Raw genomic sequence first — 13,842 nt, 5'->3', positions numbered from 1 at the left:
TCTTTTTTCTTTTAAAATTTAATTGTTACTAATGCTTTCTTAATCTCAGAGTACGGAATTTCTTTTTCCTCCTCCACATCCACTTTTCCTTTACCGATGTCTTTCGGCTTACGGTAACGCAGGATGAGTGTGATCTTTTCTTCATCTACTTTTGCCAGTTCGCCTTCCGTTTTGGTAGAGTCATTCAGTAAAATCTCAATTTCTCTTCCGATATTTTTTGCAAACTGTCTCGGAGTTGCCAAAGGCTCGCTTAATCCCGCAGACATTACCTGTAGGCTGAAATCATGCTCTTCCCGATCCATATTAAATTCAATCGCGCGGCTTGCATCAAGGCAGTCCTGTAAAGAAACACCGTTGTCACCATCCAAAATCACGGTGATGTCATCCCCCGCAGAAATCTTTAAATCGATTAGGAATAAATCTTTTCTGGTCTCGAGGAATTCATGTAATAATTCTTCAATTCTTTTTCTAAACTCCATAAAATATATAAAATCCTGATGTACGGTACGAAAAAAGGCTTTCTTGCGAAGGCCTTCCCATTTTTTCCGTAAATCCACTGCAAATATACGAATTTTTATTAAAAAAGCAAAACATCTTATTATCAACAGGATATGTATTGTTCATTTACCGGAAATTAAAGACGGGCGTGATGGTATTTTTAGTATTTTTGTGGTTGAATTTTTTAAAAACATACATTTTGAATATTACTATTGTAGGAACAGGTTATGTAGGACTGGTTACAGGAACCACTCTGGCAGAGCTTGGCAATTCAGTATACTGTGTAGATATTGATGAAAAAAAAGTAGAAGGCATGAAAAACGGCGTAGTTCCCATCTATGAGCCGAATCTTGAAGAAATGTTCCTGAGAAATATACAGGCTGAAAGATTATTTTTCACAACCAATTTAAAAGAAGCTCTGGATAAGAGTGAAGTTATTTATTTAGCCTTACCGACTCCTCCCGGAGAAGACGGTTCCGCCGATCTTTCCTATGTACTGAAAGTGGCGAACGATATTGGCGAAATGATGACGGAATACAAAGTTGTTGTCAATAAAAGCACCGTTCCCGTAGGAACAGCCGATAAAGTACGTGAAGTTATCGCTTCAAAAACGAAAATTCCTTTTGACGTGGTTTCGAATCCTGAATTTTTAAGGGAAGGGTTTGCCGTAGAGGATTCTATGAACCCGGCAAGGGTTGTTGTAGGAGCAAGCTCCGAAAAAGCACAGGAAATTATGGCTAAAATTTATCAGCCATTCACCAACACCGGAGTTCCTATTATTTTTATGGACGAAAAATCTTCTGAACTTACAAAATACGCAGCCAATTCATTCTTGGCAGTAAAAATTACTTTCATGAATGAAATTGCCAATTACTGTGAAAAAGTAGGCGCTGATGTAGACAAAGTAAGGCTTGGAATGGGAAGTGACGACAGAATCGGGCATCGGTTTTTATTCCCGGGCATCGGATATGGAGGAAGCTGTTTTCCGAAGGACGTGAAAGCATTGATAAAATCCGGAAAGCAGGAAGATTTTAATTTTCAGATTTTAGAAGCGACAGAAAATGTAAATATTGCCCAAAAAGTAATCCTTGTTTCGGAGATTGAAAAGTATTTCGGAGGAAATATCGAAGGAAAAACGGTCGCAATGTGGGGATTAGCCTTCAAAGCGAATACCGACGATATTCGTGAGGCTTCTTCTTTAGACAACATTGCGTTACTTCTGGAAAAAGGAGCAAAGATTGTTGCTTATGATTCGGTTGCAGAAAACAACGTAAAAAAAATATTAGGCGACAAAATTCAGTACGCAAAAAATATGTACGAAGCTCTGGACAATGCAGATGCTTTGTTTATCGCCACAGAATGGCCGGAATTCAAAAATCCGAATTTCGAAATGATGGCAAAAAGAATGAACAATAGGGTAATTTTCGATGGACGAAATATGTATCCGCTGGAAATTCCTGAGCAGAATGGTTTTTATTATAAAAGTATAGGACGTAAAACAGTTTTAAATTAATCAGATGAAAAATATAATCATCACAGGCGGAGCCGGCTTTATCGGTTCGCACGTGGTAAGAGAATTTGTAAAAAATAATCCTGAAACAAAGATCATCAACCTTGATGCACTTACATATGCAGGAAATCTGGAAAATCTTAAGGATATCGAAAACAAACCTAATTACGTTTTCGAAAAAGCCGACATTACAAAACCTGAAGAACTTAGAAAAGTCTTTGAAAAGTACAATCCAGATGCTGTTGTGCATTTAGCGGCTGAAAGTCATGTAGACCGAAGCATTACAGATCCTATGGCATTTATTAATACCAATGTGAACGGAACCGCCAATCTCCTGAATCTTTGCAAGGAATTCTGGACGTTAAATCCGGATCACACCCACGGAAGATTCCCTGATGAGAAGAGAACAAATCTTTTCTACCATGTTTCTACAGACGAAGTATATGGAAGTTTAGGAGAAACAGGATTTTTCTTAGAAACCACAGCTTATGATCCGCAATCTCCGTATTCGGCTTCAAAAGCGGCTTCAGATCATTTGGTAAGAGCTTACGGAAATACGTACGGAATGCCGTTTATCATTTCAAACTGCTCAAATAATTACGGTCCGAATCATTTTCCGGAAAAGCTGATTCCCCTTTGTATTTCGAATATTATCAACGAAAGACCTTTACCTATCTACGGTGACGGGAAATACACAAGAGACTGGCTATTCGTCATCGATCATGCTAAAGGAATTCATCAGATCTTCAACGAAGCCAAAACCGGAGAAACGTATAATATCGGAGGTTTCAACGAATGGCAGAATATCGACTTGGTAAAAGAATTAATCAAGCAAATGGATGCTAAATTAGGCAGAGAAGAAGGCTACTCTGAAAAATTAATCACTTTTGTAAAAGACAGACCGGGACATGATAAAAGATATGCTATTGACGCTACAAAACTTAATTCTGATCTTGGATGGAAACCGTCTGTAACTTTCGAAGAAGGTTTGGCGAAAACCATCGACTGGTATCTTGAGAATAAAGAATGGCTTGAAAATGTAACAAGCGGAGATTATCAGAAATACTACGAAAAACAGTATCATTAAAAATTAAACACAGATTAACCGATGAAAGGTATCATTTTAGCCGGAGGTTCCGGAACCAGACTTTACCCTCTTACCATCGCGGTAAGCAAGCAGTTAATGCCTGTTTATGATAAACCGATGATTTATTATCCGCTTTCAACATTGTTATTAGCAGGAATTAAAGATATCTTAATTATTACAACACCCCACGATCAGGAAGGATTTGTAAAATTATTAGGAGACGGATCACAGATTGGCTGTAATATAGAATATGTCGTTCAGCCAAGTCCGGATGGTCTTGCACAGGCTTTTATTTTAGGAGATCAGTTTATTGGAAATGATGCTGCAGCATTGGTTTTAGGCGATAATATTTTTTACGGCTCAGAAATGGGAACTTTACTTAAAAACAAGACTAATCCTGATGGAGGTGTTGTTTTTGCCTACCACGTTTCAGATCCTGAAAGATATGGCGTTGTAGAATTTGATGATGATCTTAAAGCTGTTTCTATCGAAGAAAAACCTTTACTGCCGAAATCAAATTATGCCGTTCCCGGATTATACTTTTACGATAACGAAGTGGTTGAAATTGCTAAAAACATTCAGCCTTCCGCGAGAGGAGAACTGGAAATCACTGATGTAAATAACGTATACCTTCAAAAAGGAAAACTTGAAGTTGGCGTTCTCGACAGAGGTACAGCATGGCTGGATACGGGAACTTTTGATTCTTTAAACGATGCTTCTGAATTTGTAAGAGTAATCGAAAAGAGACAGGGCTTCAAAATCGGCTGTATTGAAGAAATTGCTTTCAGAAATAAATTCATCAACGAAGAAAAATTACTGGAAACGGCAACCAAATATGGAAAAAGCGGTTATGGGGAATACCTAAAAAAATTAGTTAATAAATAACCGGCTAAATTAATATATTTTAAAACTATTGGCTTTACGGCTGATAGTTTTTTGTTCATAACAGTAAATATTAATATATTAGTTGATATTTTCTTACTTTAAATGAATAATTATTCACAATAAAGAAAACGATAAATAAATTAAATAATCTAAATTTGCATTAAAATTTTACACAGATGAATGACCCACAACAAAAGTGGACAGAAACAATTGAAACCCAACATTCTTTGTTTGATCTGAAGCTTAAAGAAGTATGGCGCTACAAAGATCTTGTCTATATGTTTGTAAAAAGAGACTTTGTTTCCAGTTTCAAGCAAACCATTTTAGGACCAATCTGGTTTTTCATAAATCCAATTTTAACAACAATTGTTTATCTGGTGGTTTTTGGAAAGATTGCCAACCTCCCGACTGATGGAGCACCTCCACTATTATTTTATCTGGCAGGAGTAACGCTTTGGAACTATTTTGCAGGATCACTTACTTCTTATACTTTTACAGGAAATGCTTCAATTTTTGGAAAAGTATATTTTCCAAGACTTGTGACGCCAATTTCAATTGTTATCTCAAATCTTATGAGATTGGCAGTTCAGTTTCTTTTATTTGTTATTATTTGGGGATATTATTTATCTAAAGATGAAATTCATCCTAACCTATGGATGTTGGCAACGCCTTTTCTGATCGCCTTAATGGCTATTTTTGCATTGGGAGCCGGAATGCTGTTTTCTTCACTTACTACTAAATATAAAGATCTCGGAATGCTTTTGGGGTTCGGGGTGAGTTTATTTATGTACGCTACACCCGTGATCTATCCGGCATCAGCATTATTCGGACCTTTCAAAAAAATTTCCTACTACAATCCGCTTACAGGTATTTTTGAATGTTTCAAATATGGCTGGCTTGGTGTAGGCGACTTTTCTCCTTTAATGCTTGGAGTCAGCACGATTATTATTTTTATACTATTTACAATCGGGCTGGTTACTTTTAATAAGGTGGAAAAAACATTTATGGATACCGTATAATATTAAAAACACAAAATATGCTGGCTTTAAAAGCAGAAAATATATCAAAGCAATATCGCCTTGGTCAAGTCGGAACAGGAACTTTATCTCATGACCTTAATAGATTTTGGTACAAGGTAAGAGGAAAAGAAGACCCGTATCTTAAGATTGGTGAAGCCAACGACAGAACTCAAAAAGGAATTTCAGAATATGTATGGTCTCTCCGAGATATCAATTTTGAAATTGAACAGGGTGATGCCGTAGGAATTATCGGAAGAAATGGTGCAGGAAAATCTACACTGCTGAAATTATTGAGTAAAGTAACAAAGCCAACAACCGGAAAAATTTACACCAATGGCAGAATTGCCTCTCTTCTAGAAGTAGGAACCGGTTTTCATCCCGAAATGACAGGCCGCGAAAACGTCTATCTCAACGGAGCGATTCTTGGGATGACAAGAAAAGAAATTACAAGAAAGTTTGATGAGATAGTTGATTTTTCAGGAGTTGAAAGATATATAGATACTCCTGTCAAAAGATATTCTTCAGGGATGTATGTGCGTTTGGCTTTCGCAGTAGCTGCACATCTCGAATCGGAAATTTTAATTGTAGATGAAGTTTTGGCTGTCGGTGACGCAGAATTTCAAAAAAAATGTCTGGGCAAAATGGGGGATGTTACAAAAGGAGAAGGAAGAACAATTCTTTTTGTAAGCCATAATATTACAGCCATAAAAGAACTATGCAATACGGGTATTTTACTTGAGAAAGGAAGCATGATCGCACGGGATGATATTAACCGATGTATTATTGAATATCAGAAGAATAGTGATATCAGATCTTTTTACAATTTTTCTGAAGATAACACAAGACTTGAAAATGATAAGATTTTGGTGAAATCTTACGAAGCAAAACCTATTAACGGAGACATTATTAATATTAAATCAGGAATTAAAATTACGGTTACTTTTATGTCTAAACTTGAAAATGTAGATATTGATCTTTCATTTTTTCTGAAAAACAGTCATGATATTACCGTGATGAGTACAGGCTTGATGATCAGCAATAATAAAAACTCAGAAAAAGGAGATTATACCATTAGTTTTGAGATTCCTCCCTACACCATAAACGAAGATTCTTATTATTTCGATTTCTTTTGGGGTGTTAACAGAGAAGATATTGCTTTTAGAACTCAGTTATTCGGCTTTGAAGTTAATGGAATGCAGAATCAGTTTGGAGAAATTATCAAATCGCCTGGTATTTTATTTCCGCGAATTACCCATAAAGTTGAAAAAATCTAAAAAGATCAAAAAAAATAATCATTGCTAATAATTTTATACATTTACAAGAATCATTAAACAATATTCATCATTAATGGATAGTCCTCATATTATACATTTTTCTAAAATAGGTTCTCAGGATCTGGGTTATATTACTGTAGCTGAAGAACAAAAAAACGTTCCTTTTGAAATAAAGAGAGTTTACTGGACGTATTACACGCCGCAGGACGTTATTCGTGGTGGTCATGCACACAAAGAGCTTGAGCAGATCATTTTTGCAGTTTCCGGGACTATAGAGTTTAATACATTAGATATGGAAGGGAATAATGAAACGTTTATTCTGGATACTCCATCCAAAGGACTTTATATTCCAAAACTAATTTGGAGAGATATAAAATTCAGCCATAGTGCAGTTTTATTGTGCTTGGCTTCAGAATTATATGACGAGAAAGATTATTTCAGAGATTTTGATGAGTTTAAAAATTATAAAACATGATACATCCATTAGCCGACGTTCAATCTAAAAACATAGGTGAAGGTACCATGATCTGGCAGTTTTGTGTGGTTTTGAAAAATGCAACTATTGGTAAAAACTGTAATATAAACTGTCAGGTACTAATAGAAAACGATGCCATAATTGGTGATCACGTTACCATAAAGCCAGGAGTACAAATATGGGACGGAATTACTCTTGAAGATAATGTATTCATTGGTCCGAACGCAACCTTTACAAACGATTTATTTCCGAAATCAAAAAATAAAGAATTTAAACTTATAAAAACTCTGGTGAAAAAAGGCGCTTCCATTGGTGCAAACGCAACAATATTAGCAGGAGTAACAATCGGGGAAAATGCACTTGTAGGAGCCGGAAGTGTAGTAACAAAAAATATTCCCGATAATGAAATATGGGTGGGAAATCCCGCAAAATTTTTAAAGAAAAATAACAATGATTAAATTTCTGGACTTACAAAAAATAAATCTTTCTCATCAACAGGAAATTGAGGAAGCTTTATTAGAAACTTTCCGTTCCGGATGGTATTTGCTGGGAGAGAAAGTAAAAACCTTTGAAGAACAACTTTCAGCCTATTGCAATGTTCCTCATGCAATAGGAGTTGCCAATGGTCTGGACGCTTTAAGGCTGATTTTCCGTGCATATATAGAATTGGGAGTAATGAAGGAAGGAGATGAAGTTTTGGTTCCAGCGAATACATACATTGCATCACTTCTTGCGATCACAGATAATAAACTGGTTCCGGTTTTGGTAGAACCGGATATTGAAACGTATAATATTGATATTAATAAAATAGAAGAAAAAATATCTTCCAAAACCAAAGCTATTCTTTTGGTTCATTTATATGGAAGTATCGTTTTCTCGGAAGAAATTAAAGCCCTTGCCGAAAAATACAGCCTGAAAATTGTAGAAGATAATGCACAGGCTATCGGAGCTGTCTGGAAAGGTAAAAAATCCGGAAGTTTGGGTGATGCAGCAGGATTCAGCTTTTATCCCGGAAAAAATTTAGGTGCTTTAGGTGATGGAGGTGCAGTTTCTTGTCAGGATGAAACCCTTGCAAAATGCATCAGAACTTTAGCCAACTATGGTTCTCAGAAAAAATATGTTAATCAGTATCAAGGCTATAATTCAAGATTAGACGAAATTCAGGCGGCTGTGCTTTCTGTAAAACTTAAATATCTGGATGAGGAAAACAACAGAAGAAAAGAGATTGCCAATCGTTATCTTGCTGAAATAGTCAATCCTTCAATTATACTTCCAAATCATAAAACCGAAGAGAACAGCCATGTCTATCATCTTTTTGTGATCAGAACAGAAAAAAGAGATCAACTTCAGAACTATCTTGAGGAAAACGGAATACAGACTTTAATTCATTATCCAATCCCACCTCATCATCAGGAAGCTTATTCTCATCTTAAAGCACTGGAGTTACCGATTACAGAGAAAATTCATCGTGAAGTATTAAGTTTACCGATTTCTCCCGTAATGACAGATAATGAAGTCTCAAAAGTTATTACAACCTTAAATTCTTTTAACCCATGATACTTAATGTAATTTTTTCCTATAATCGTGCAGTGCAGCTGGATTATCTTATTCAGTCTGTATTGGAACACTTTAAGGCTGATTCTAAAGTTGTGATTCTTTATCATACAACAGGAGCGCATAAAGATGGATACGATTTATTAAAAAGAAAGTATGAGAATAAAGGCATTTTTTTTGTTGAAAGAAAGAATGTACTTTTTGACTTCTCTTATATCAAGGCTCTCAACTCAAAAAAAGACTGGAAATTTTTTAAGGAGAGGAATTTATTCAATAAAAACGGAGATAATTTTAAAGGATTACTTCAAAAAATAATTCGTGAAAGTGGTTGCGAATTTGTAATGTTCAATACCGATGATGGAGTATTTTATGAAGATGTAAATATTCCTGAAGAAGTTTTCAATATTATCAGAAATAATCCCGAAAATTCCTCTTACAGATTATATGTAGGAGAAAATCTGGAAGGCCAACCTGATTTTCTTGAAAAAAGAGACGGTTATTATGAATGGGATTATTATGCTGACACTAACATTCATCACTGGTCTTATCCTTTTTCTGTTGACGGTACAATCTATCACTCTAAAGGCCTTTTAAAGCATCTGAGAAAGATAGTTTTCCATAATCCTGTTACATTAGAAGAAAATGGTTTTCAATACATTAGACAACATAAACTTTTCCGTATCGGATTAAGTCCGATACATTCTCAGCTTGTTGCTACAAAATTGAACAGGGTTTCTGTAGATACATTAAACCCGACAATACATATTAAACCTGAATTTCTTAATGAAAAGTTTTTGGATGGTTACACTTTGAAATTAGTTATTCCTGAAAACATTGATAATGCTAACATTGTTCCATCCGAAATATATCTTATTAAAGGCGATTTAAAAGAATTGATCTATTCATTGGACGATCAAGGAAAAAAAGTACAGAGTTTATTAGGTATTGAAGGAGCGAAAGAGCAATTAGAGTAAAAGAATTTAAATAAAGCAATGGAAAATCCTTTAGTAACAGTCATTGTAGTTTCCTATAATCATTCAAAGTACATTCAGGAAAATCTTGACAGTATAAAAAACCAAACGTATAAAAATATACAGCTTATTGTGGGAGACGACTCTTCCTCAGATAATTCTGTAGAAGTTTTTAGCAATTGGCTGAAAGATAATATTTATACTGCTGTTACTAATTTTCATACAAAAAATACTGGTTTAGCAACAATTTTAAACGAATGTATTGAATTTGCAGAAGGAAAATACATAAAAATAATTGCAGCAGACGATTATCTTCATCCGGAATCCATCGAATTGTGCGTAAATGCTTTAGAAAATTCTGACGAAGATTTTGGAATGGTATTTACGGATTTCTGGACTGTTGATGACGATAATAAACCCGTAGATTTCTTTCTGAATTATGAAAATAAGGACTTCTTTAATCCTGATAATTCGCTAAAAGACGATCAGCTTGTAAAATACAATTGTATTATTGCTCCTACTGTTCTTATGAAAAAGAAAACTCTTTTAGTGACAGGGAAATATGATCCATCGATCCTTCTTGAAGATCATGATCGTTGGCTTAAAATCAATGCGATCAATAAAATACTCTTCATTAATAAAAAGCTGACCTATTACAGGGTTTTACCAAGCGGTGTCACAAGTACACGAAATGAGAGAATGGCAGAAGAAGACATCTACCTTAGAATGAAATACGATAAAACAGGAATCAACAGAAAAATCATATTTGATTTTATATCTCCTAAATATCGTAAAAATGAAAAAATATCAACATTATTAAAGGATGAATATTTAAAATATCCTTTTAGAATAAAAAGATTATCATTTGCTTTAAAGAATAATATCCCTCGATTATCATATCATCTTCTTTTAAAATTAGGCAAAAAAGTAAAATAAAAAGCATTAATAAAACAACATTTGATTTGGAAAAAAAAGGCTTAGTCAGTATAATAGTTTGTAGTTACAATCATGAGGTTTATATTAAAGAATGTCTGGACAGTATTAAATCCCAGACTTATACGAACATACAATTAATTGTAGCTGATGACGCTTCAAAAGACAATTCTGTAAAAGTTTTTGAGAACTGGCTTAGTGAAAATAATTATCCTGCTAAAAGTAATTTTCACCACACAAATACAGGTTTAGCAACTACACTTAATGAGTGTCTTCAATTCGTTGAAGGTGAATTTGTAAAAGTTATCGCCGCAGATGATTTTCTGCATCCTGAATCAATCCAACTGTGTGTCAATGAATTAAATAGATTAGGTGATAGTTACGGAATGGTTTATACAGACACTTATGCTGTTAATGATAATTCAGATATTACTAAGGATATTGCAGATTATAATGCATTAGGAAATATTGATAAGGATCTTTTTAGAAAAGAATTAATAAAAAGTAACAGAATTGCAGCATTAACGGTTTTAATGCGTACAGAAGCCGTGATAAAAACAGGAGAATACAAGTCTGATTTCCTTGTTGAAGATTATTACAGATGGCTAAAAATCAACGATTTATATTACATTGCATACATTCCAAAAAAATTAGCTTATTACAGAATGCATACGACCAATCTTTCATCCTCAAAGAAAGAAAGAATTGATATGGAAGGTCTTATTCTTCAGATGATGTTTGATAAAGATGGAGAAATAAGGTCAAAAATTAACAGTCTTACCCAAAAATATTACATTAGCGGAAAAAAACTTCCTTCAGAATATCTGGAAGCCTACAATAATTATATTTTTAATATTAAAAGGCTTAATCTGGCTTTACAATATAAAGTCCCTTCTTCAATCTATTTGTTTTTAAATAAATTCATTTAAAAAGATGAGTCCAAAAATATCCATAATCGTTCCTTGCTACAATCAGGCTCAATATCTTGATGAATGTTTGCAATCTGTTTTTGATCAAACTTATCCGGATTGGGAATGTATTATTGTAAACGACGGTTCGCCTGATAGTACAGAAGAAGCAGCCAGAAAATGGATAGAAAAAGATGCTCGTTTTCAATATATTTATAAAAAAAACGGAGGATTGTCTTCTGCAAGAAATGCAGGAGTTGAAGTCGCAAAAGGAAAATGGATCTTACCTTTGGATGCGGATGACAAAATTAGCAACAGATATTTAGAATTAGCCGAAAAGCAATTCGATAGTACTTATAAAATTATTTATTGTGAAGCTGAAAAATTTGGAACGGAAACCGGGAAATGGATATTAGAAAATTTCAGCACAAAAGCACTTGCTGTAGAAAACGTAATATTCTGCTCCGCTTTTTTCAAAAAAGAAGACTGGGTAAAAGTCAATGGTTATGATACTAATCTTATCTATGGCTGGGAAGACTGGGAATTTTGGATTTCGATTCTGAAAAATGGCGGACAGGTTTATAAAATCCCTGAAATTTGTTTTTATTACAGAATTAAGGAAGTATCCATGATTCAAGAAATGAAATCTACAGACAGTACTTTTAAAGTAATGTCTTCTAAAAATCTTATTTATAAAAAGCATATTGAGTTTTTCACAAAAGAGCTTGGAAGTTTTCAGACCCTTTATAGAAATAATCAAAAAATAATCGCAGAAAATAATAACCTGAAAAAAATATTAGCAAGTAAAAGATACGTTCTTATAAATAAATTCTTTAATTTTTTCAAATTATGAAGGTTTCAGTAGCTTTATGTACATACAACGGCGAAGAGTATTTGACTGAACAGTTGGATTCCATTCTGGCTCAAACTGTTTCGGTGAACGAAATTGTAATCTGTGATGATGGTTCTACCGATAAGACGTTAGAAATACTTTCCGAATATCAGAACAACAATCCTGAAATTTTTAAAGTTTTTAAAAATGAAACTAATTTAGGATTTATTAAAAATTTTGAAAAAGCCATCAAACTCTGCACAAATGAAATCATTGTAATTAGTGATCAGGACGATATCTGGGAAAAAGATAAAGTGGAGCAAACTATTTATTTTTTTGAGAAAAATCCACAATTTGATGGAGTCTTTCATGATTTAAAATTAATTGATGATAATAAAACATTTCCATCGTATTTAAATTGGAAGAATATAAGTCATGAAAATATTTTTCAGGAAATAAAAAACAATGAGCTTTTTGCGGCATTAGTAAAAAAAGGGAGTTTTATTTTAGGGTGTGCCTTATCTATAAAGAAAGAAGCTCTTAGAAAATACGAAATGGAGAATTTTCCTATAGCCCATGATTATTACATTGTACAAAAGTTAAGCTCAAAAAATAAATTAGGTTTCATACCTAAATCTTTATCTGCCTACAGATTACACCCTAATCAAGTCTATGGTCTAAGATATAAATCTGATAAAAAAGAAGAAAACAGTACAGGATCTCAAAAGTATTTTAAAGAATATGTGTGGATATATCTGGAGATTCTGAAAAGACACAAGGAAATAAATCCCAAGGAAGATGAAAAAGAAACAGAAACTTATTCTGTTTTTATTAAAAATAGAGACAATTATCTAAAATCACTAGGATTTTTAAAAAAGAAAATATACGTTTTAAGATGTATTCGTCATAATTACTTGTATCTTGAAATAGCCGATCTATTTAGAATTTAAAATAATAATATGGATGTAAGCGTTTGTATCACCACTTATAAACACGAAAAATATATTAAAGAATGTCTTGAGAGCATTTTCGCTCAGGAGTTTAGTGGCACCTATGAAATTATTGTATGTAATGATAATTCTCCTGATAACACTGAAGTTATCATTAATGAAATTATTGCATCACATCCAAAAGGAAGTAAGATAAAATACTTTAAAAATGTTCCAAATTTAGGATATGTAAAAAACACATTATTTTCTTTTTCTAAAGCGTTAGGAAAATACATTTCTGTCTTAGATGGTGATGATTATTTTATTGATCAACAAAAACTCCAGAAGCAATTTGATTTTTTAGAAAATAATTCTGATTTTTCCGCAGCAGCCGGAGATTCTTTAGTTATTTATGAAGACCTAGACATTCCCAGTCATTCTTTTTCGCAACATAAAGGAAGAGAATTAACAAAAGAAAACATGACTGACCTAAAGATAGCTCAGACATCTACTCTTTTTTTCAGAAAGGATATCTTAAAAGAAGATTTTCCAACTGAAATAATTTCAGCCGATAGATGTCTATACTTATTGGCTGGATGCTATGGAAAAATGAAAGTTTTTGAAGCCCAATTAAGCTCATATAGACAGTTTAAAGACAGTATCTCAAAAAAGACAACTTATGAGTCTATGTCAAAAGATTTTGTCATTATACCATTTATCAAAAAATATAATCCCAATTATGATATCCTGAAATTAAAAGCTTATTTCTATTACACATTGATGTCTTATTCCAGAGGGATATCGAAATTGCGTTTTTTTAAAGCTGCTTTTGCTTATTTTGTTTATAACTTTTTATCTAAATTTACATTAAACCCCCAAAAAGTATACTTAATATTTAAATGGAGCTTACATACCATTAGAAATGTTTATAAAAGAGAAGTAACTTCACTCCAAAAACAATCGTAAC

Annotated in this window: 15 protein-coding genes; 14 read left to right on the top strand and 1 reads right to left on the bottom strand. The window is 33.5% G+C overall.

The window, feature by feature from the left end; translation table 11 throughout:
- Positions 1–11: 11 nt before the first annotated feature.
- A complete protein-coding gene (rimP, locus tag PFY09_RS14765) occupies positions 12–479 on the bottom strand; it encodes a ribosome assembly cofactor RimP (protein ID WP_185207120.1) in 468 nt (155 codons plus the stop codon).
- A gap of 218 nt (positions 480–697) precedes the next feature.
- Between rimP and PFY09_RS14760 the strand changes: the two genes are divergently transcribed.
- The 14 genes from PFY09_RS14760 (at position 698) to PFY09_RS14695 (ending at position 13,841) form a co-directional block, all read left to right on the top strand.
- Positions 698–2,011 carry a UDP-glucose dehydrogenase family protein gene (locus tag PFY09_RS14760; RefSeq protein WP_108409626.1) on the top strand — a complete coding sequence of 438 codons (1,314 nt, stop codon included), beginning with the start codon at positions 698–700 and terminating at the stop codon, positions 2,009–2,011.
- A 4-nt stretch (positions 2,012–2,015) separates the two neighbouring features.
- A complete protein-coding gene (rfbB, locus tag PFY09_RS14755; RefSeq protein ID WP_271160209.1) occupies positions 2,016–3,095 on the top strand; it encodes a dTDP-glucose 4,6-dehydratase in 1,080 nt (359 codons plus the stop codon).
- A 21-nt stretch (positions 3,096–3,116) separates the two neighbouring features.
- Complete coding sequence (gene rfbA, locus PFY09_RS14750) at positions 3,117–3,980, top strand: glucose-1-phosphate thymidylyltransferase RfbA (RefSeq protein WP_076391752.1); 864 nt, start codon at positions 3,117–3,119, stop codon at positions 3,978–3,980.
- A 176-nt stretch (positions 3,981–4,156) separates the two neighbouring features.
- Positions 4,157–4,999, top strand: a complete 843-nt coding sequence (locus tag PFY09_RS14745) for an ABC transporter permease (protein ID WP_271160208.1) — start codon at positions 4,157–4,159, stop codon at positions 4,997–4,999.
- 17 nt (positions 5,000–5,016) lie between these two features.
- The gene (locus PFY09_RS14740) at positions 5,017–6,273 is read left to right on the top strand and encodes an ABC transporter ATP-binding protein (protein WP_271160207.1); all 1,257 of its coding nucleotides are present in this window, start codon (positions 5,017–5,019) and stop codon (positions 6,271–6,273) included.
- A 73-nt stretch (positions 6,274–6,346) separates the two neighbouring features.
- A complete protein-coding gene (locus PFY09_RS14735) occupies positions 6,347–6,748 on the top strand; it encodes a sugar 3,4-ketoisomerase (RefSeq protein WP_185207131.1) in 402 nt (133 codons plus the stop codon).
- Positions 6,745–7,206: an acyltransferase gene (locus PFY09_RS14730; protein WP_185207133.1), complete on the top strand. Its 462-nt coding sequence runs from the start codon at positions 6,745–6,747 to the stop codon at positions 7,204–7,206. The genes PFY09_RS14735 and PFY09_RS14730 overlap by 4 nt, the downstream gene beginning before the upstream one ends.
- Positions 7,199–8,305, top strand: a complete 1,107-nt coding sequence (locus tag PFY09_RS14725; RefSeq protein WP_271160206.1) for a DegT/DnrJ/EryC1/StrS family aminotransferase — start codon at positions 7,199–7,201, stop codon at positions 8,303–8,305. Before PFY09_RS14730 ends, PFY09_RS14725 begins: the two co-directional genes overlap by 8 nt.
- Positions 8,302–9,276: a hypothetical protein gene (locus PFY09_RS14720; protein ID WP_185207137.1), complete on the top strand. Its 975-nt coding sequence runs from the start codon at positions 8,302–8,304 to the stop codon at positions 9,274–9,276. Before PFY09_RS14725 ends, PFY09_RS14720 begins: the two co-directional genes overlap by 4 nt.
- Positions 9,277–9,294: 18 nt before the next feature.
- Positions 9,295–10,209: a glycosyltransferase family 2 protein gene (locus PFY09_RS14715; protein WP_271160205.1), complete on the top strand. Its 915-nt coding sequence runs from the start codon at positions 9,295–9,297 to the stop codon at positions 10,207–10,209.
- A gap of 26 nt (positions 10,210–10,235) precedes the next feature.
- Complete coding sequence (locus tag PFY09_RS14710; RefSeq protein ID WP_185207142.1) at positions 10,236–11,135, top strand: glycosyltransferase family 2 protein; 900 nt, start codon at positions 10,236–10,238, stop codon at positions 11,133–11,135.
- Between the two features lie 4 nt (positions 11,136–11,139).
- Positions 11,140–11,967 carry a glycosyltransferase family 2 protein gene (locus PFY09_RS14705; protein ID WP_271160204.1) on the top strand — a complete coding sequence of 276 codons (828 nt, stop codon included), beginning with the start codon at positions 11,140–11,142 and terminating at the stop codon, positions 11,965–11,967.
- The gene (locus tag PFY09_RS14700; RefSeq protein ID WP_271160203.1) at positions 11,964–12,896 is read left to right on the top strand and encodes a glycosyltransferase; all 933 of its coding nucleotides are present in this window, start codon (positions 11,964–11,966) and stop codon (positions 12,894–12,896) included. The genes PFY09_RS14705 and PFY09_RS14700 overlap by 4 nt, the downstream gene beginning before the upstream one ends.
- Before the next feature lie 9 nt (positions 12,897–12,905).
- On the top strand, positions 12,906–13,841 hold the full coding sequence (locus PFY09_RS14695; RefSeq protein WP_271160202.1) for a glycosyltransferase family 2 protein: 936 nt from the start codon (positions 12,906–12,908) through the stop codon (positions 13,839–13,841).
- Position 13,842: the final 1 nt, after the last annotated feature.

The sequence above is a fragment of the Chryseobacterium gambrini genome (assembly GCF_027920505.1).
GTDB lineage: Bacteria > Bacteroidota > Bacteroidia > Flavobacteriales > Weeksellaceae > Chryseobacterium > Chryseobacterium gambrini.
Note: the sequence above shows the minus strand (reverse complement) of the source record. Positions and strands in the feature narration are given on the sequence as shown.

What these genes read in the sequence shown, in the direction of transcription:
- rimP (WP_185207120.1), bottom strand. Translation starts at nt 479, where the DNA reads ATGGAGTTTAGAAAAAGAATTGAAGAATTATTACATGAATTCCTCGAG.
- rfbB (WP_271160209.1), top strand. Translation starts at nt 2,016, where the DNA reads ATGAAAAATATAATCATCACAGGCGGAGCCGGCTTTATCGGTTCGCAC.
- rfbA (WP_076391752.1), top strand. Translation starts at nt 3,117, where the DNA reads ATGAAAGGTATCATTTTAGCCGGAGGTTCCGGAACCAGACTTTACCCT.
- PFY09_RS14745 (WP_271160208.1), top strand. Translation starts at nt 4,157, where the DNA reads ATGAATGACCCACAACAAAAGTGGACAGAAACAATTGAAACCCAACAT.
- PFY09_RS14740 (WP_271160207.1), top strand. Translation starts at nt 5,017, where the DNA reads ATGCTGGCTTTAAAAGCAGAAAATATATCAAAGCAATATCGCCTTGGT.
- PFY09_RS14735 (WP_185207131.1), top strand. Translation starts at nt 6,347, where the DNA reads ATGGATAGTCCTCATATTATACATTTTTCTAAAATAGGTTCTCAGGAT.
- PFY09_RS14730 (WP_185207133.1), top strand. Translation starts at nt 6,745, where the DNA reads ATGATACATCCATTAGCCGACGTTCAATCTAAAAACATAGGTGAAGGT.
- PFY09_RS14725 (WP_271160206.1), top strand. Translation starts at nt 7,199, where the DNA reads ATGATTAAATTTCTGGACTTACAAAAAATAAATCTTTCTCATCAACAG.
- PFY09_RS14720 (WP_185207137.1), top strand. Translation starts at nt 8,302, where the DNA reads ATGATACTTAATGTAATTTTTTCCTATAATCGTGCAGTGCAGCTGGAT.
- PFY09_RS14715 (WP_271160205.1), top strand. Translation starts at nt 9,295, where the DNA reads ATGGAAAATCCTTTAGTAACAGTCATTGTAGTTTCCTATAATCATTCA.
- PFY09_RS14705 (WP_271160204.1), top strand. Translation starts at nt 11,140, where the DNA reads ATGAGTCCAAAAATATCCATAATCGTTCCTTGCTACAATCAGGCTCAA.
- PFY09_RS14700 (WP_271160203.1), top strand. Translation starts at nt 11,964, where the DNA reads ATGAAGGTTTCAGTAGCTTTATGTACATACAACGGCGAAGAGTATTTG.
- PFY09_RS14695 (WP_271160202.1), top strand. Translation starts at nt 12,906, where the DNA reads ATGGATGTAAGCGTTTGTATCACCACTTATAAACACGAAAAATATATT.